Annotated in this window: 17 protein-coding genes, 2 tRNA genes and 1 pseudogene; 11 read left to right on the top strand and 9 right to left on the bottom strand. The window is 53.0% G+C overall.

The genetic code is table 11. The features are described from left to right. Positions 1-59 precede the first annotated feature (59 nt). Positions 60-1,208, top strand: a complete 1,149-nt coding sequence (gene cfa / locus OGX93_RS10860) for a cyclopropane fatty acyl phospholipid synthase (protein ID WP_012132548.1) — start codon at positions 60-62, stop codon at positions 1,206-1,208. A 43-nt stretch (positions 1,209-1,251) separates the two neighbouring features. Here cfa and OGX93_RS10855 read toward each other — a convergent pair whose 3' ends face one another. Next, positions 1,252-1,893: a riboflavin synthase gene (locus tag OGX93_RS10855; protein ID WP_012132549.1), complete on the bottom strand. Its 642-nt coding sequence runs from the start codon at positions 1,891-1,893 to the stop codon at positions 1,252-1,254. Positions 1,894-2,110: 217 nt separating this feature from the next. Here OGX93_RS10855 and mdtK point away from each other — a divergent pair, with 217 nt between their 5' ends. The 4 genes and pseudogenes from mdtK (at position 2,111) to OGX93_RS10835 (ending at position 6,391) form a co-directional block, all read left to right on the top strand. Next, on the top strand, positions 2,111-3,484 hold the full coding sequence (mdtK, locus tag OGX93_RS10850) for a multidrug efflux MATE transporter MdtK (protein WP_047457282.1): 1,374 nt from the start codon (positions 2,111-2,113) through the stop codon (positions 3,482-3,484). Positions 3,485-3,635: 151 nt separating this feature from the next. Continuing rightward, a tRNA-Val gene (locus OGX93_RS10845) sits at positions 3,636-3,712 on the top strand. Positions 3,713-3,716: 4 nt separating this feature from the next. Then, positions 3,717-3,793 (top strand) — tRNA-Val (locus tag OGX93_RS10840). Between the two features lie 298 nt (positions 3,794-4,091). Then, positions 4,092-6,391 (top strand): annotated as a pseudogene (locus OGX93_RS10835) (TonB-dependent siderophore receptor). Positions 6,392-6,463: 72 nt separating this feature from the next. Here OGX93_RS10835 and OGX93_RS10830 read toward each other — a convergent pair. Further along, positions 6,464-7,402, bottom strand: a complete 939-nt coding sequence (locus OGX93_RS10830; protein ID WP_115181686.1) for an alpha/beta hydrolase — start codon at positions 7,400-7,402, stop codon at positions 6,464-6,466. A 243-nt stretch (positions 7,403-7,645) separates the two neighbouring features. On the opposite strand from OGX93_RS10830, the gene OGX93_RS10825 reads away from it, so the two are divergent. Next, positions 7,646-8,548: an endonuclease/exonuclease/phosphatase family protein gene (locus tag OGX93_RS10825; protein ID WP_110494299.1), complete on the top strand. Its 903-nt coding sequence runs from the start codon at positions 7,646-7,648 to the stop codon at positions 8,546-8,548. Between the two features lie 135 nt (positions 8,549-8,683). Next, positions 8,684-8,824 carry a hypothetical protein gene (locus OGX93_RS10820; RefSeq protein WP_096753850.1) on the top strand — a complete coding sequence of 47 codons (141 nt, stop codon included), beginning with the start codon at positions 8,684-8,686 and terminating at the stop codon, positions 8,822-8,824. Between the two features lie 96 nt (positions 8,825-8,920). Here the strand turns inward: OGX93_RS10820 and OGX93_RS10815 are convergent, their stop codons facing one another. Then, a complete protein-coding gene (locus OGX93_RS10815; protein WP_024130375.1) occupies positions 8,921-9,100 on the bottom strand; it encodes a hypothetical protein in 180 nt (59 codons plus the stop codon). Positions 9,101-9,404: 304 nt separating this feature from the next. Here OGX93_RS10815 and OGX93_RS10810 point away from each other — a divergent pair, with 304 nt between their 5' ends. Genes OGX93_RS10810 through OGX93_RS10795 form a run of 4 tightly spaced genes read left to right on the top strand, consistent with a single transcriptional unit; the run spans position 9,405 to position 12,504 of the window. Then, entirely contained in the window at positions 9,405-10,238 is an 834-nt protein-coding gene (locus OGX93_RS10810; RefSeq protein WP_047457292.1) for an ABC transporter substrate-binding protein, read from the top strand. Between the two features lies 1 nt (position 10,239). Beyond that, entirely contained in the window at positions 10,240-11,058 is an 819-nt protein-coding gene (locus OGX93_RS10805) for an amino acid ABC transporter ATP-binding protein (RefSeq protein WP_047457295.1), read from the top strand. After that, complete coding sequence (locus OGX93_RS10800; RefSeq protein ID WP_047457298.1) at positions 11,058-11,837, top strand: amino acid ABC transporter permease; 780 nt, start codon at positions 11,058-11,060, stop codon at positions 11,835-11,837. The genes OGX93_RS10805 and OGX93_RS10800 overlap by 1 nt, the downstream gene beginning before the upstream one ends. After that, positions 11,827-12,504, top strand: a complete 678-nt coding sequence (locus tag OGX93_RS10795) for an amino acid ABC transporter permease (RefSeq protein ID WP_012132563.1) — start codon at positions 11,827-11,829, stop codon at positions 12,502-12,504. Before OGX93_RS10800 ends, OGX93_RS10795 begins: the two co-directional genes overlap by 11 nt. 5 nt (positions 12,505-12,509) lie before the next feature. Here OGX93_RS10795 and ydhT read toward each other — a convergent pair whose 3' ends face one another. The 6 genes from ydhT to OGX93_RS10765 form a co-directional block, all read right to left on the bottom strand. After that, positions 12,510-13,322 (bottom strand): protein YdhT, encoded by an 813-nt coding sequence (gene ydhT / locus OGX93_RS10790; RefSeq protein WP_047457302.1) that lies wholly within the window; start codon positions 13,320-13,322, stop codon positions 12,510-12,512. Between the two features lie 3 nt (positions 13,323-13,325). Beyond that, positions 13,326-14,111, bottom strand: a complete 786-nt coding sequence (phsC, locus tag OGX93_RS10785) for a thiosulfate reductase cytochrome B subunit (RefSeq protein WP_058669053.1) — start codon at positions 14,109-14,111, stop codon at positions 13,326-13,328. Continuing rightward, a complete protein-coding gene (locus tag OGX93_RS10780; RefSeq protein ID WP_070518460.1) occupies positions 14,108-14,776 on the bottom strand; it encodes a 4Fe-4S dicluster domain-containing protein in 669 nt (222 codons plus the stop codon). Before OGX93_RS10780 ends, phsC begins: the two co-directional genes overlap by 4 nt. 63 nt (positions 14,777-14,839) lie before the next feature. Further along, the gene (locus OGX93_RS10775; RefSeq protein WP_058669052.1) at positions 14,840-15,484 is read right to left on the bottom strand and encodes a YdhW family putative oxidoreductase system protein; all 645 of its coding nucleotides are present in this window, start codon (positions 15,482-15,484) and stop codon (positions 14,840-14,842) included. 10 nt (positions 15,485-15,494) lie between these two features. Beyond that, entirely contained in the window at positions 15,495-17,597 is a 2,103-nt protein-coding gene (locus OGX93_RS10770) for an aldehyde ferredoxin oxidoreductase (protein ID WP_047457312.1), read from the bottom strand. A gap of 20 nt (positions 17,598-17,617) precedes the next feature. Beyond that, positions 17,618-18,244: a ferredoxin-like protein gene (locus OGX93_RS10765; RefSeq protein ID WP_012132569.1), complete on the bottom strand. Its 627-nt coding sequence runs from the start codon at positions 18,242-18,244 to the stop codon at positions 17,618-17,620. Positions 18,245-18,369 lie beyond the last annotated feature (125 nt).

The following is an 18,369-nucleotide window of genomic DNA, read 5'->3' as shown; positions in this document are numbered from 1 at the left end:
CCCAAAAAGCGTCTACGCTGTTTTAAGGTTCTGATCACCGACCAAGTGATGGAGAAGCTATGAGTTCATCGTGTATAGAAGAAGTCAGCGTACCAGATGATGACTGGTATCGTATCACCAACGAATTGCTGGGCCGTGCGGGTATCGCCATCAATGGCACTGCCCCGGCGGATATTCGTGTTAAAAACCCCGATTTTTTCAAACGTGTATTACAGGAAGGATCGCTGGGGTTAGGTGAAAGTTATATGGATGGCTGGTGGGAATGCGATCGACTGGACATGTTTTTTAGTAAAGTCTTACGAGCCGGGCTCGAAAACCAACTCCCCCACCATTTCAAAGATACGCTGCGTATCGCGGGCGCACGCCTGTTCAACTTACAAAGTAAAAAACGCGCCTGGATAGTCGGGAAAGAACATTACGATCTCGGCAACGATCTTTTCTCCCGCATGCTCGACCCGTATATGCAATATTCCTGCGCTTACTGGAAAGATGCCGACACACTGGAATCCGCCCAGCAAGCGAAGCTGAAGCTCATTTGTGAAAAATTACAGTTGCAGCCGGGTATGCGCGTGCTGGATATCGGATGCGGCTGGGGTGGCTTGTCCCAGTTTATGGCGTCCAATTATGACGTCAGCGTCGTTGGCGTCACGATTTCCGCCGAGCAGCAAAAGATGGCCCAGGAACGTTGCGCTGGTCTGGACGTTTCTATTCGGCTACAGGATTACCGCGACCTTAACGATCAGTTTGATCGCATTGTGTCCGTTGGTATGTTTGAACACGTCGGGCCGAAGAACTATAAAACCTATTTTGAAGTGGTCGACCGTAATTTGAAACCGGACGGTATTTTCCTGCTCCACACTATCGGTTCCAAAAAGACGGATAATAACGTCGACCCGTGGATCAATAAGTATATTTTCCCGAACGGGTGCCTGCCGTCTGTTCGCCAGATTGCGAATGCCAGCGAATCGCATTTCGTGATGGAAGACTGGCACAACTTTGGCGCAGATTACGACACCACCCTGATGGCCTGGTATTCTCGCTTTATCAACGGCTGGCCGGAAATTGCAGATAATTACACCGAACGGTTTAAACGCATGTTCAGTTATTATCTGAATGCATGCGCCGGGGCGTTTCGCGCCCGTGATATACAGCTATGGCAGGTGGTTTTTTCTCGCGGCGTCGAACACGGCCTGCGTATTCCCCGCTAATCCTGATAACCCCCGCGCTGCGGGGGTTTTTACGTCGGGTTGGTTACGCGTCGCCTGCATGCAGGTTCGCCGCGCTTTCCCGTGCCGCCAGCACGCGCTCGACGGTGTCAACAACCGCCTGGGTTTGCGGATCAATTTCGATATTGACGCGAGCGCCCAGTTTTTTCTTACCCAGCGTGGTGCGTTCCAGCGTTTCCGGGATCAGATGAACGCAAAAGCGCGTTGGCGTCACTTCCCCTACCGTCAGACTGATGCCATCGATGCCGATGAATCCCTTATACAGGATATATTTCATCAGCTGCGGGTCCTGAACTTTAAACCAGACCTGACGATTATTCTCAGAGGTCAGAATTTTCGAAATTTCAGCCGTGGTCATAATGTGACCCGACATTAAATGCCCGCCAATCTCATCGCTGAATTTCGCCGCACGCTCCACGTTAACGAGATCGCCGACGCTCAGATCGCCAAGATTGGTAATGCGTAACGTCTCTTTCATCAGGTCAAAGCTGATTTGATTACCGTTTATTTCAGTGACGGTCAGGCAACAGCCGTTGTGCGCCACCGATGCGCCAGTCTCCAGCGCGTCCAGCATGTGTTCAGGTAATTCCACGACATGCGTGCGGAAATTCGGTTTTTCATCAATCGACACCAGTTTCGCGGTGCCCTGCACAATACCTGTAAACATACCTGCAACTCCTGAAATCAGTTAATACATCTCTGCCCAGCACAATAGCAGGTGGAAAATCAGGTTGCCAGCAAAGCGCTAAAAGCGCCTGTTTTTTCACTGGAGAATTACGTATTCCTCGCTACAATAGACTGAAATTTCCCCTGCATTTTCTTCTTGCTGCCATTTAAGGCGGCTTTTTTAGTCTCTCAAATAACAACAAATAATAGGTGTATACGTGCAGAAGTATATCAGTGAAGCGCGTCAGTTATTAGCTCTGGCAATACCGGTGATTCTTGCGCAAATCGCCCAAACCGCGATGGGATTCGTCGATACCGTGATGGCTGGCGGGTACAGCGCCACGGATATGGCTGCCGTCGCTATCGGCACATCCATCTGGCTGCCCGCCATTCTGTTTGGTCATGGGCTGTTACTGGCTCTGACCCCGGTTATCGCGCAGCTCAACGGCTCTGGCCGCCGCGAACGCATCGCTCACCAGGTGCGACAAGGCTTCTGGCTGGCGGGCTGTGTGTCCGTTCTCATTATGTTTGTGCTATGGAATGCCGGATACATTATCCGTTCTATGCATAACATTGATCCTGCGCTGGCGGATAAAGCCGTGGGCTATCTTCGCGCGCTCCTGTGGGGCGCGCCGGGATACCTGTTCTTTCAGGTTGCGCGTAACCAGTGCGAAGGTCTGGCAAAAACCAAACCCGGCATGGTCATGGGCTTCCTTGGCCTGCTGGTCAACATTCCGGTGAACTATATATTCATCTATGGCCACTTCGGTATGCCGGAACTCGGCGGCGTGGGCTGCGGCGTTGCCACGGCGGCGGTCTATTGGGTGATGTTTATCGCGATGGCCTCGTATGTGAAACGTGCGCGTTCAATGCGCGATATCCGCAACGAGCGCGGATTCAGCAAGCCGGATACGGCGGTCGTGAAACGTCTGGTACAGCTAGGTTTGCCGATCGCCCTGGCGCTGTTTTTTGAAGTCACCCTGTTTGCCGTGGTGGCGCTGTTGGTTTCACCGCTGGGTATTGTGGATGTCGCAGGCCACCAGATTGCCCTGAACTTCAGTTCGCTGATGTTCGTATTGCCGATGTCGCTAGCGGCTGCGGTTACCATCCGCGTGGGCTATCGACTTGGCCAGGGCTCAACGCTGGATGCCCAGACAGCCGCCAGAACCGGGCTGGGCGTCGGGGTTTGCATGGCCGTTATCACCGCAATTTTTACCGTGACGCTGCGTGAGCCTATCGCCCTGCTCTATAACGACAATCCTGAAGTGGTCACGCTCGCCGCGCAACTGATGCTGCTGGCGGCGGTGTATCAAATTTCCGATTCGATCCAGGTTATCGGCAGCGGTATTTTGCGTGGTTATAAAGATACGCGGTCGATTTTCTTTATTACCTTTACAGCTTACTGGGTGCTGGGATTACCGAGCGGTTATATCCTCGCGCTGACCGATCTGGTGGTGGATCGCATGGGACCGGCCGGGTTCTGGATGGGCTTTATTATCGGCCTGACGTCTGCGGCTATTATGATGATGCTGCGTATGCGATACCTGCAACGCCAGTCATCAGCGATTATTTTGCAGCGCGCTGCGCGATAAATCAGCAATAGCCGCCGAACGGCGGCTATTCTCTCGACATTTTGCGCGTTTCCTCTGCAATCGAGTGAAATCAGGAAGAAAATTACGTTTTCCCTCTTGCCTCATTCCGGCTCTGCCGCTAATATTCGTCCCCGTTGTCACCTGCAACATTGCGTTCATAGCTCAGTTGGTTAGAGCACCACCTTGACATGGTGGGGGTCGTTGGTTCGAGTCCAATTGAACGCACCATCCTGCGTCTGTAGCTCAGTTGGTTAGAGCACCACCTTGACATGGTGGGGGTCGATGGTTCGAGTCCATTCAGACGCACCATTCTTTATCCACACAGCACACTGTTCCCACAGCGCATTGTTCCCACAAATCTTTCCTGAATTCATGGTTTGACCGTTGTACAGACCAACAACCGCAACTGTCCCTTCACGCCTGCTGCCCTGATATTAATTATCTTACTGATTTTATTCTATTTAATAACCTGAAATTGCCGCTAACGGCAGCGCGCTCGCACGACTAAAAATGTAAATGATAATCATTATTGTGTTGCAAATGAGAAATATTGCTAATAAGTTATTTCACGCAATTTCTCTTTTAACAATGGCAAGTGATTAATATCATGATAAAAAAGGCATATAAATTATCGCTTTTGAGTTCGCTTATTGCAGGGAGTCTGGCGATTCCTGCGGTACAGGCTGACGACATCAAAACAGCGGCAAACCAGAAAGCAGAACAAACAAACGCCAGTAACCCACCTGAGAAACAGGCTGCCCGCGACAAAGAAATAAACAGCGGCGAAACCATGGTCGTGACGGCCAAAGAACAGACGCTCCAGGCCCCCGGCGTCTCTATCATTGACAGTGAGGCCATTAAAAAACGGCCAATACAGCGCGACGTCGCTGAGATCATTCGCACCATGCCGGGCGTCAATCTCACCGGGAACTCTAACAGCGGACAACGCGGGAATAACCGCCAGATTGATATCCGCGGCATGGGGCCGGAGAACACTCTGATTCTGATTGACGGTATGCCTGTCTCCAGCCGCAACTCGGTGCGCTATGGCTGGAGCGATGAGCGCGATACCCGTGGCGACACCAACTGGGTGCCGCCAGAAATGATCGAGCGCATTGAGGTCATCCGTGGCCCGGCCGCCGCGATGTACGGCAGTGGCGCAATGGGCGGGGTCGTCAATATCATCACCAAACCGGCGACGGACGAATGGCACGGCAGTTTAAATACCTATTACAACTTTCCACAGCACAAATCCGAAGGCAGCACCAAACGCTATAACGGCAGTTTAAGCGGCGCGCTGGCGGATAATCTGACCCTGCGAGTCTACGGTAACTGGAATAAAACGCAGGCTGATGCCCAGGATATCAACGAAAACCACACGACCCCGCGTATCGGTTCTTATGCCGGTAGCTACCCCGCTGGCCGTGAAGGTTTTATCAATAAAGACATCAATTCAGCTCTGCGCTGGGAATTTATGCCGATGCAGGCGCTGGAACTGGGGGCCGGCTACAGTCGCCACGGCAACCTGTATGCCGGTGATACGCAAAACACCAACAGCAACGCGCTGGTAAAAAAATATTATGGCAAAGAAACAAACGTTCTCTACCGCCAGACGCTCAGCCTGAAATATACCGGCGCCTGGGACAGCGGCGTCACCACCAATAACTATGTACAGTTTGAAAAAACGCGTAATACCCGCCTCAATGAAGGCCTCTCTGGCGGCATCTCGGGGATTTTCAGCCCGTCAAATGAAGGGTTCTCGACCATTTCGTTGTATGACACCAACCTGCACTCGGAAGTGAATATCCCGCTTGACCTGTGGGTTAGCCAGACGCTGACCTTTGGCGCGGAATTTAACCACCAGGCGATGAAAGATCCGTCGTCAAATACCGAATCCACCACCGGCGGAGGCTCGGTTCCGGGGATTGCGATACCGGGCGCAGCAAATACAGCTCAGCGGATATTTACGGCATCTTTGCGGAAGATAACCTTGAACTGACGGACAGCACCCGTCTGACCCCTGCCATTCGCTTCAACCACCAGAGTATTAGCGGCAGTAACTGGAGTCCGTCACTGAACCTCTCCCAGGAACTGGGCGGTGACTTCACGTTAAAACTGGGTATTGCCCGCGCATGGAAAGCACCAAACCTGTATCAAACCAACCCCAACTACCTGTTATTCAGTAAAGGCCAGGGATGCTACGGCGGCGGCGCCTGCTATCTGCAAGGCAACCGCGATCTGAAAGCAGAAACCAGCGTCAATAAAGAGGTAGGGATTGAATATAATCATGATGAAGTGCAGGCCGGGCTGACCTGGTATCGCAACGACTACCATGACAAGATTGCAGCCGGTGACTCGGTTGCGGGCAAAGCCACCTCCGCAAATATTTATCAATGGGAAAACGTGCCAAAAGCCGTCGTTCAGGGGCTGGAAGGGACGTTCAATTTCCCGCTTGCCGATACGCTGAAGATGAAAAATAACTTCACCTATATCATCGAGAACAAGAATAAGAAGAGTGGAGATTACCTGTCGGTTATTCCCAAATACACCATCAACTCAACGCTGGAGTGGCAGGCCGCTAACGATCTGTCGGTGCAGGGTACGCTGACGTGGTATGGCCGCCAGAAACCGAAAAAATACACTTATCAAGGGAACCCCACTTCGGGCAGCGAAACCCGACAGGTATCGCCTTATGCGCTGGTGGGCATGAGTGCGACTTACGCGGTGACGAAATATGTGGATGTAACCGCAGGGATCGATAACCTGTTCGACAAGCGCCACTTCCGTGAAGGGAATGCCCAGACCACCGGTAACGCCACCACGGGCGCGTATCTGTGGGGAGCCGGTGCGAACACCTATAACGAACCTGGCCGCACCTACTACATGCAGGTGGGACTGCACTTCTGACGACCACCAGACACGCATCATAGTGTAATGGCTAAGGGCGGCTTCCCGCCGCCCTCTTCACTCACTGCCCGGTTAATCGCAGCGCGCTGCCCCGGGAGTCTCCTCCGCGCTCATATTCAGTAACGCGCTCTGAAAAGAGGCGGTGAACATCGGCCCGTGCGTCAACCCCGGGTAATTCCACCAGGCAACCGCAAGCCCGTCTTTTTGCAGGGCGGAAACGGCGTCGCGGGTTTTATTCAGGATATCGGAAACCGGAGTCTGCGCGTTTTTCCCCGGTGAAGCGGAACCTTCCATGAAAAATAAACGCTTATGGCAATTTTTCGCGGCATCCATTGTGGTTAACCGGGTTAACAACGAGGAATTGTCTCTTCCCAGCGATGGGCTGGCGCTGTAGTAAAACCGAAAAAATGACGACGACAGCCACGAATCAAGGACGAATAAGCCGCCGTAGGAGTGTCCCCATACGCCGCGTCGTTCAGGATCGATGTTGAGTCCTTGTTCCGTTTGCGGCGCGATACGCGTCTCCAGCAGTCGACGGAAGTCCCCACTGCCGCCACCCGGTCGACGGTAGCGCCCCTCCGCCCCGCTTTTCACTTCCAGCGCGGGCGTATAATCATAGGCTCTGCCGTTCAGATCAAAGGGTAAGTGGGTCTGGTAGCCGATGGCGACAATAACGGGGGGCGTTTTTTCCGCCAGTTGTTTCAGCAAGTCCTCCGTCAGGCGGTCCATCACCGCGTTGCCATCCAGCATATACAGAACCGGATAACCCGACGCTGGCGGCGTTTTATCAGGAATGCCGGTCCAGACCTTGTAATGCCTTTTTCCGTCGGCGGAGTCGAAATTTTCAACCCTGAAATGGTAAAACGCGGAACCCCGATCGGCGATATTCGGCCCCAGCGGCTCCATATCCGGCCTGGCATACCCTTTCGCGCCATACAGCAAAGTAATACAAGAGATCGCTAAAAACGGCGCCATGCGACGACGCCCGTTTCGATACTCACGGCCATACATCTCTTCGTTATTCCTTTTTTTACAGGTGAAATTCAGATTTTTACAACATTACATACAGTTACCCGAAAGGCTCTGCGGGTCAAGTAAACCGTTACGGCCTTCATTCACATTTAAAATTCTGGTGAATGTATTTTAATCACTTATTTCGCAAAACAATATAAGTTTGTGCAAAGTCTCACAGTAACCTATTTTTATGCACGTTATAGTGGCGATAACAGCAAATAAACAAGGCCTCTATTCGTTATGAAAAACATCTTTACACTGACATTCCTCGCGCTAAGCTGCCTTTCCACGCACGCTATAGCCAGTGAAAAACTTGCCGGTAATGAAATTCTCGCCGTTCAGAAAGGCGGTGTCCCGGATAAGATTTATGAAAACAACAAGCCTCATTTAAGAATTGCGACCTATAACATCGGCAAAAATGAAGCGTCCGAAAATGTAGCTGATTTCACGTCGCTTAATGCCGCTATCAAAAAAATTGCAGCCGATATCATTGCGGTTCCAGAGGTTGATAATAAAACCGCAAGAAGCCAAAAGATTGATCAATTGAAAACGATCGCTGATGCAAATAACTATCACTATGCCTTTGGTAAGGCGCTGGATTTTGACGGTGGTGAATACGGGCTCGGCATTTTATCGAAATACAAAATTCAGCATACTCAGGTTATCAATTTACCCTCAGGCGATGCAGAACAACGGGTAGCATTACTGGCGCAAATTGAGGTTCCGGGTTTCGATACGCCGGTACTGGTCATGGTTACCCACCTTGACTGGCAAAAAGATCCCACCATGCGAATTGAGCAAGTCCGCCATCTGCTGGATGTCAGTATTGGCGATGCGTCATCCGATTTTAAAGATATCGCCTCTTCAATAAAAATTCTGGCTGGCGATTTCAACTCTACCCGTGACGAACAGCCGTTAAAAGAAATTGGCTATTTCTTTAATCCGGTTGAGAAACAGGGGACGGATTATCGTACATGGCCTGCGGTTAACCCGGCGATTGATATTGACCACATCTTCACTTTCAAGGGGCAAAAATGGGATGTGAAGAAGATAGACATTCCGCATAACTCCCCTGCTTTCACCTGGTCGTCGGCAAGCGATCATCTCCCCTTTATCGCGGATATGGAACTCACCGAGCAGTAACCTATTGGCAGGGATGGCGGGATTTCCGCTTTCCCTGCTGGCAACCGCACCGATCGCCAATAGCGCAAGGTGCATCAATCACAGATTTTGCCCTATACTGGAAAGCTGGCAAACACTGAACTAAACAGGTGATTGATGGATATTGATCTCGACAATCTGGTCTTTGACGGGCTGGAGGAAGCGCAAGAGCGTAACGCTGAACGTGTGGAAGACGCAGATAAAAAAGCCCAGGCGGTTATTGCGGATGATGATTGCGGCGATGCCTGCAAAATATAACGACAGAACCGGCGTAATGCCGGTTTTTTTATTCAGGATTAAGCCGCAGAAAGCGCGCAGATTTCGTTCCAGTATGCCTCGCGCGTTTGTCGATGTTCAGCGTTCTGTTTTATCACGGAACCACTCCGGATCAATGTTGGCGATATCCACGCCATACAGGCTGGCGACAGGAAGAACAGACTCAACAATACGCTGAAGATGAGGCTCCGCATCGTACTGTCGGGTCTGTGGACGTGCTTTCACCACAGTATGCCAAAGACGTTTAAACCCATTCATCTTCTCCGCCCCTCTGTCTGTATGCTGGATGCGTTTTATTGCAGCGCATTCGCGTGAAAAAATGAAATACGAAATCCTGCCATCCTTGTGCATTTATTGCATTAGACCATCCCATCTTAATTCACCGACCATTAACATCTGTTTTACTAATATCTTTTTGTATATAGATAAGAATCTTTTCTTATTTGGTGACGACGGCGAGTTGTGGGAGCGTAAAAAGACAAACCCAATCATGTCGCGAATGCAGCGGCCTTTTTGACCGCGACATGAATTATTTAGCGTCTCTACAGGGATATCAAAGAAGATGATGGCAACGACAATTCACAGCACTAAAAAAACATTACTGGCATTAAGTGCGCTATTCGCATCCGGTATTGCCGCATTACCCGCCCAGGCCGATCAACTGGCGGATATTAAAGCCGCCGGCGTAGTGAAAGTGGCCACGTTCGATGCGAACCCGCCGTTTGGCTCCGTCGATCCGCAAACGCATAAAATCGTTGGTTACGACGTTGATTTTGCCGAAGCGCTGGCCAAATCGTTGGGAGTCAAACTAGAACTGGTCGCCACCAACCCAGCCAACCGTATCCCGTTACTGCAATCGGGTAAGGCCGATCTGATCGTCGCGGATATTACCATCACCCCGGAGCGCGCCCAGGTTATCGACTTTTCCGTTCCCTATTTTGTCACCGGGCAACAATTCCTGGTTCCGGCGACCTCCCCCGACAAGCTGGATGAGTACAGCCGCGCGCGAATTGGCGCGGTGAAAGGAACAACGGGGGAACAGGCGCTGCACCAGCGTTTCCCGCAATCCCGCGTGCTGGCCTATGATGATATCCCGCTGGCGCTGACTGCGCTGCGTAATGGCAACGTTCAGGCGATCACCCAGGACAGCACCATTCTGGCGGGCCTGTTAAGCGGGGCGCCGGACAAAGCCAACTTTAAAATCCTACCCGACCTGCTGAGTAAAGAGGAAATCGGCGTCGGGGTGAAAAAAGGCGAACCCGCGTTGTTAAAGGCGGTGAACGATGAACTGCTGAAGCTCGAGTCCACCGGACAGGCGGCCAAAATCTATGACGTCTGGTTCGGCCCCGAAACCAAAAATCCACAGCCGCGCGCCTTTAAAATAGAAGCGAAGTAATATGCTCTCAGGTTTGTTTACCCGCTCCGCAGCTTCGGCTGCGGATTTTACGCATTTGCGTCAGGCGCGCGTTGAACTGCGCGATGTGATCAAACAGTACGACGGGCACCGGGTATTAAACGGTGTCAATCTGACGGTGGAACCCGGAGAAGTCGTTACCATCCTTGGGCCATCCGGTTCGGGAAAATCCACGCTTATTCGACTCATCAACCAGCTTGAGTCATTAAGCGGCGGCGATATTTTTATCGATGATAAGCCCATTGGTCAGCTCAAGGGCGCAGCGCTGCGCCAGTTACGCAGCCGCATTGGATTCGTATTCCAGCAATTCAACCTTTACGCCCATCTGACGGCGCAGCAGAACATTACGCTGGCGCTGGAATATGTGCATGGCTGGAATAAAGAGGCCGCCAAACAGCGAGCCCGCGAATTGCTGGATCAGGTGGGTCTGGCTGAAAAAGCCGACGCATTTGCCGCCCAGCTCTCTGGTGGACAGCAGCAGCGCGTCGCCATTGCCCGCGCGCTGGCCTCCTCTCCGCAAATTATCCTTTTTGATGAGCCAACATCCGCGCTGGACCCGGAAATGATCGGCGAAGTCTTACAGGTCATGAAGAATCTTGCCCACAGCGGGATCACCATGATCGTCGTTACGCACGAGATGCACTTCGCTCGCGAAATTGCCGACCGTGTCGTGTTTATCGATGGCGGCGATATTCTGGAAGTCGCCTCGCCTGAAGCATTTTTTACCCGTCCGCAGCACCCCAGAACCCAGCGCTTCCTGAAGAAAGTGCTCGATCCGTTACACCAGGAGTCATCGTTATAATGCTTACTCTGGACTGGCAGGGGGTGCTGAGCGGGCAACCTCTGCAATGGGTCATCTCGGGTTTTTTGACCACGCTCTGGGTCACGCTGGCAGGCGTTTTGCTATCGACACTGCTGGCGATTATCCTGCTCGCGCTACGTCTCTCCGGCAACGCATTCGGTCGCCGTCTGGTCGCCGCCTGGGTCTCGCTGTTTCGCAATACGCCTCTGCTTGTGCAGTTGATGTTCTGGTACTTCGCAGCGTGGAATTTTCTGCCCCGTGACGTGATTGATTTCGTTAATACCGATCATTTTTGGTCGATCCTGCCTGGCGATGTCTGGTGGCTGACGCCAGAATTTCTCTGCTCCGCATGGGGGCTGGGGGTATTCACATCGGCCTTCCTGGTTGAGGAGATCGCCTCGGGGTTGCAGGCGGTATCCGCCGGGCAGCGAGAGGCCGCTGTATCGCAAGGTTTTTCCGCATGGACGACCCTCCGCCATATTCTGCTCCCCCAGGGGCTGGCAAACGCCTGGCAACCCATCGTGGGACAATACCTTAATCTGATGAAACTCTCATCGCTTGCCAGCGGTATCGGCTTTGCCGAACTGACCTATCAGGTGCGACAAATTGAAAGCTATAACGCCCATGCTCTGGAAGCCTTTGCCGTCGGCACCGCGCTCTATTTGCTGACCGGCATTGTATTGGGTCTGCTACTGGCGCGGCTAAACCCCGCCCCGGCCAAAAGAGTGAAACCCAAAACGCGTATTTTCAGCATCAGGAGTCCACACCATGATCGCTAATATTTCGGTCATTACCGACAATCTGGATTACCTGCTGTGGGGACGCGCTGCTGATGGTCAACCCGGCGGCGTGCTCCTCACATTGTTGATGGCGCTGGGTGCTGGCGTGCTGGCGCTTCCCGGCGGGGTGGTTCTCGCCTGTCTTGCCTGGCGATTTCCGGGCGTTATCCGTAATGGGCTGTTTCTCTGGGCAGAATTTATTCGCGGCATTCCGCTGATCTTCGTGATCTTCTGGATGTGGTATTTGCTGCCAATGCTTACCGGAAGCGATCTTCCCGGCGCCGTTACCGTCACTCTGGCGCTGGCCTGGTTTACTGCGGCATCGGTGATGCACTCCGTTTATGCCGGCATAAACGCGCTTCCTGCCGGGCAGTACGACGCCTCGGTAGTGCAGGGATTTCGCCCGTTTCAGGCATTATGGCTCATTCTGCTTCCCCAGGTGCTACGCAATGTAATGCCGTCATTGACCGGCATTTTTATCGGCCTGCTGAAAGACACGTCGCTGGCGTTTATCGTCAATGTTCCTGAACTGACTACCGTCGCCGGTCAGGTGAATAACCGGGTACAGATTTACCCGGCGGCCATTTTTATCTTTACCGGACTGGTCTATTACCTGCTCTGTTTTGGCCTGGAGAGATTCACCCGTCGACGATTCGCTATCCGATAAACGGCTCAACACTCAACAAACTGATGTTGTTCGTTGAGGCGATATTTTACCCCGGCGCGTATGTTGTTCTCGCCTTCAATGGCAACGGCGAAACGGGTACGTTCGCCATCGTGATACGCCAGCGCAGCACAGCCGCCGGGCCCCAGTATCAGGGAGTCAACGTGCCCGGTGCTGGCGATGACCGCATTGTCACCGCTGGTAACGAGATGGACATTCTCTCCGCTGTTGGCAATTCTGGCATTGGCGCCAAAGCTGACAACCTGCGCCAGATCGCCATTGCTGGCAATATTGCTCCTGTCACCCAGCGTGCTGATGCGCACCCGCATTCCCGCGCTGGCAATACGACTCCCGTCACCGGCGCAGCTTACGCGGGTTGAGTTCCCTGCCACCGCCACCCGCGCGCGATCGCCGGAACAACCTATATGCGTGTTGTAGCCTGCGCTGCCAATGCGCGCGCAGTACCCCGCGCTGGCAATCTGCGAAGCGTACCCCACGCTGGCAATTTTGACGTTATCGCCCGCACATCCCAGATGAACGTTATCGTCCGCGCAGGCAATGTGTTCGCTATTACCGTGGTGCGATTGCGCACTCACCAGGCTGTCCATCGCGCTGATATCCTGACGCGCAAAGCTCTCCTCATCCAGCCAGCGCGACCAGGCATATTCCACCAGGCTATTTGCCCAGTCGAGATAGCCTTCACTGCTCAGCGCCCGATGCACGTCGGCGTAGCTGCCGCCATTCGGAAAGCGACGGACAAACCAACGATAGATGACGGGCCCGACTCGCCAGGTACGTAAATCCTCTCGCGTAATGATCATCCGTTAGTGCCGATGATAGCCATCAACCATGCAGCGGAAGGTCTCACCGGGAGTACGACCTGTCGTGCAAAGGTAAAGATGACCGAAGATAAAAAAGAGGCTAACGATCGCCAGCGCGAAATGCGCCTGCAACAGCCAGTAACGCACGCCGGGGAACAGATCGCCCGCCGCCTGCGGATAAAGCGACAGTAGTCCGGTTATCAGCAACAGCGGTACCAGGCCGTACATCACCCCGAGATAAGCGGCCTGCTGTAACGGGTTGAATTTAGACTGTGTGGTGGCGGGAAACGGATGTTCCTCACCCTGCATAATGCCGAACAGATAGAAGCGGGTCTGCTTCATCGCCCGGCCAATCCAGCCCTCGCGGCGAATAATATAATGGTGTCCGTTGCCGCCCAGCATGTTGATCAAAACAAAACCCAGCCAACACGCCAGCAGCAGAAAACCGCAGATCTCATGCACCGTCAGCAGGCTCTTCATCACCGACGCGCCAACCAGCGAGAAATGATTGATCAGCCCGCTGCCGAGCAGGAGCACAAACAGTAGCGCGTTCGACCAGTGCCACAATCTCACCGCTTTTGAGTACAGGTAAACCTTTTCACCGTGACCGGCCGCGGCTTTGTTGGCGGCGCGAAACCGCAGCATGGCATGCAGCCCCAACACCAGCCACATCGCTACCAGCATCAGTCCGGCGATGACTAACCAGACAGGCCAGTATTCGGGAGAAAACACGGGGACATAGTTCGCCAGTTGGGCATGGAACTGTTCAGCATTCTGCGACGCGTTCATACATTTTCCTTTTTAATCAAATGTTGACCGAACCGGCGATACAGATGCGGTTTTCCGGCGCCTGCGAGTTGGTGTTGATAGAATTTGTTCTCCTTCAGCCAGGTCTGAATTTCCGGGCTGTCTTCACGACCAAAAATCAATGCGTGCTCCGGGCAAGCATTCACGCAAATCGGCGGGAACCCCTTTGCCAGGCGAGATTCGGCGCAAAAGTCGCATTTATCCGCCACTTTGGTTTGTGGATTGAGATAACGCACCTGATACGGACAAGCGCCTATACAGTAGCTACAGCCGATACAGCGCGATTCATCTACCCGCACAATACCGCGCTCATCACGCCAGGAGGCACCAGTCGGGCAAACATCAATACAGGGCGCATCTTCACAGTGCTGGCAGGACTGGCGGAAATAGTGATAAACGGTTTCGTTTTCATTATCCGAAACAGGAATATGCGCGATGGATAAACGACTGCCCTGAGCCGGAACATGGTTGGTCTTGCGACACGCCCGGGCACAGAGATTGCAGCCGTTACACCGGGATTCGTCATGAATCATGGCATAACGCACCGCTTTGCTATTCTTCGTGTTCGCTAACAAATTCTGGCCGGGCCCGCTGAAAAAAATCACCGTCCCCATACCAAGCACAAATTTTCGTCGAGTGAAGGACATCTGGTTATCCTCTAATCCGGTGGCAGCGATCGCCCACGCTTTCCATGACATCACCCTGAACAATCAGGGATTCTGAAACTGCTCAACCTCAAGCCATTCGCATAAGCCATATGCCTTGCCGTAGCTCATAAAACGTTCGCTAAACAGATACGGCACGTCGTTGGACGACGCCACACGGCGAATATCCGCGTAATCCGGGTGCGTGTCGATCGCGGCAAGGGCTGTCTCTATTTGCTGCGGCGCAAAGCGGTATGGCGGTTGTTCCAGCATGGCGACCTTGTAGGGTCGCGGATAGGTCTGGCAATCAAAACGCACCGCCTGTGCGATAGCCCGGCAAATATCGTTCTCCACCACCTGCACACACATGTCGGCATAGTTAGCGGTCATGGTTTGCGTCGAGTAGTAATAATCATCCTGAGCACCCTGCACGCAGGCGATATCCGCCCCTGTCTCGCTCTGAAGCAGCGTCTCCAGCAGCGGCGTTAACGCCTCTTCCTCCACTGAATACGGCGGTTGCAGGAAAAGCGCGCGAGCCACCAGCTGGCCTGAAGCAGAATGCTGGCGGATGAACTCCGCCATAATCTCTGCCGGACTCGCGGGAGGCGCCGGTTCATCCACTCGCCTTTCATGCTGATGTAAGCCTTGCAGCCACTGCCGCTTTTCAATATCCACCTCAGGCGTGGAGTGTTCGCCCTCTGAATGACTCATCTCACCTTCCTTACGCTGGCAGCAGATTCTGCGCGGCCAGATCGGCGGCGACATCCTCAAGACCGAGGCGATGCAACGTTTCTCGCGTCGGGCATCCCAGTTCAGGGTCCCAGCCCATCTCGGTATAAAAGAGCGTCAGGGATTCACGCATATCGTCGCGATCCATTTTGTCAGTCCCTTCAGTGAACACCGGAATGTTGGGGTCCTTGTCAAAAACCCACGAACAGATGAGATCGTGTTCATTGCGCATGTCTTTGGTCTGCATCAGTTTGACGGTATAGGCGCGATGGAGCGTGAAGATACGTTCTGCGGCTAAATCAAGGCTCGCCTGGGTGGTTTCATCCCCGGTCACCGCCTGAAAAAATTTCGCTTCCAGGTCCAGATCCCCACGATAATTTCGGCTCTTCAACGGCGAAACGGTCATCGGCCAGACCCAGTTGCACAGCGTCACGGCGTTATGCAGGCAAACTTTGAGCAGCGTCCATTTGGCATACTTGATTTTCGCCGCGTTGATCGGCGTGTAATTTTTAGTCTCGTCGTAGGCGTCTTCAGAACCAAACAGTTCCGCCGCGACCTCTCGCTGTAGCTTCAGCGGTAAACCAGAACCAATAAAGTTGATGTGGGTGTGGGTCATGCAGTCACGGTTAAACATGCAGTTGGTAATTGCCCCCACCTGCGCCGACGCTTCGTTAGCATGGTGTACCGGATAGCCAAACGGCGACCACAGTTTGTTTTTATCGTACGCCCAGTATTCCTCACCCAGATTCCAGCGCTCGGCAATGGCGTATGAACCATCCGCAAGATGGCTCAACTCTCCTTTGCGATGCGCCAGGCGATAGTAGAAATCCTTGATAAAGTTGGGATCGCCCGCTTCCAGTTGATCCCAGCGGATCTCCGCATATTCCTCAGCCGGCAGCACGCGCTTGAACACGCCTTTGCTGTAGCAATACGTGAAGTCACGGTGCAACTGCCCGTAGTTACACCAGATACCGTAGTCGTCAAACAGGTTCAGGCCGATCAGATTGCCGATAACGCGGCCATCGTCCTTATCGTCAAAATCTTTCGGGCCGTGCGGGAAGATCGTGGTATGGACAAAGTTTGCCACGCAGGTATTCCCCCCGGTGCTCGGTACGCCAAAATCCTTTACCCGTGGAATATTGAGCTGCGACATGCAGCGGATCGGACATGAGTGGCAACCGCTCATTTTCACGGTGTATTTTTCAGCCGCCGGACCTAAGTCAAACACGGATTTATAGGTGCGAAAGCCGACCGTATTCTGATTACCCGGCGGGATCTCGCCGGTTTCAACAGGCCCGCCCTCTGCGGCCCCCCAGAACAAACCTTTACGCGCCGTCCAGCGCGAAGCCGGTGAGGAAAATTCCGCCCATGCCTGCGGGGTGCTCGGCACAACATGATTATTATTGGCGCCAATCAGCTCCGTCATCATGTAGTCATTCAGCCGCTTCATCTCTTTGCGATCGGCAATATTGACCCCTTTGGTGCCTTCAACGGCAATGGCCTTGAGGTTTTTCGACCCCATCACCGCGCCGGTTCCCGCCCCGCCGCTGTGGTTACGGCTGTTGAGCATACAGGAGAGCGGCACCAGGTTTTCACCCGCCTGACCAATGGCCGCCACGCAGGTCTCCGGGCTGGTCATACGGCAGATCTCTTCGGTCGTGGCGCGCGTCCCTTTACCCCACAGAAAATCTGCTTTTTCGAGGCTGACCTTGTCATCTTTAATATTGATCCACACAGGCGAAGCGGATTTACCCTCAATAATAATCGCGTCGTACCCGGCAAATTTCATTTGTGCCGCAAAGAAGCCGCCCATATGCGCATCGACAACCAAATTACCTTTAGTAAACGTAGAGAGCGAAGTGATATTGACGCGGGAACTACAGGGCGCGCCAGATCCGGTCAGCGGGCCGGTGGCAAATACCAGTTTATTTCCTTCATCGAAAGGTTTCGTGCCAGGCGGGACTTCGTCATACATAATTTTGTAGCCGAACCCCATTCCGCCGACAAATTTTTTATATTTACTGGAATCTTCGAGGGTAATATCGCCTGTTGTAAGATTGACCCGTAATATATTACCTGTCCAACCGTTAGCCATAATGTTTTCCTTTGCAAGATTCAAACAGTAATATCTTTCCACTCGATAACTTTCAGCGCCCCTGTTGGACAGGCGCTGGCGCACTCGCCGCATAAAACACATTTTGACGATTTTTTCGTTTCGCTGTTTACGGTAGCCATCATCCAGGGGCAGGCAGTGGTACAGGCGCTACAGCCAATACATCGCTTATGATCAACCGCGATGCAGCCATCGTCCTGTTTCCAGGTAATTGCGCCGATTGGGCAGACCTTCATGCACTGCGGGTCCTTACACTGGCGACAGGTATCTGCGGTGTAGTTTAAATCGCCGTACAGACCACCGCCGGAGCCGACGCCGTTGTCGCCAAAGAAGTAATTACGGTGAATCTTAATGCGGGAGAAGAACGAGCCCACGGCGCCATCGTTGTAATTGGTGCAGGAGATTTCGCAGCGATGGCAGCCTGTGCAGCGGGCGCGTTGAGTCACTAATACCCCTTTGGGCGTGTTTATCAGTCCTACCGTACCGCTATCAACGTCTTCCTGTTTGCAGCCAAAAAGTGACAGCAGCGCGGGAGCGATAGTTAATCCTGCCAGACCCTTTCCTGATATACGCAGAAATTCGAGCCGCGTTAAGCCAAAATCTAATATTGGACGTTCGACCTGGTTCATTTATTTCGCATCCTCTTCGCAAACACAGTGCTGACAACACCCGATGTTTTGCCCTAACCGGATCGCATACGTCATATCATTAAATACAAATAGACTAATCCTAAAGAGTTAGGCACATAAATAAT

The organism is Citrobacter sp. CK195 (assembly GCF_030333365.1).
Classification (GTDB): Bacteria; Pseudomonadota; Gammaproteobacteria; order Enterobacterales; family Enterobacteriaceae; genus Citrobacter_B; species Citrobacter_B koseri.
This window is presented reverse-complemented; position numbering and strand designations above follow the sequence as displayed.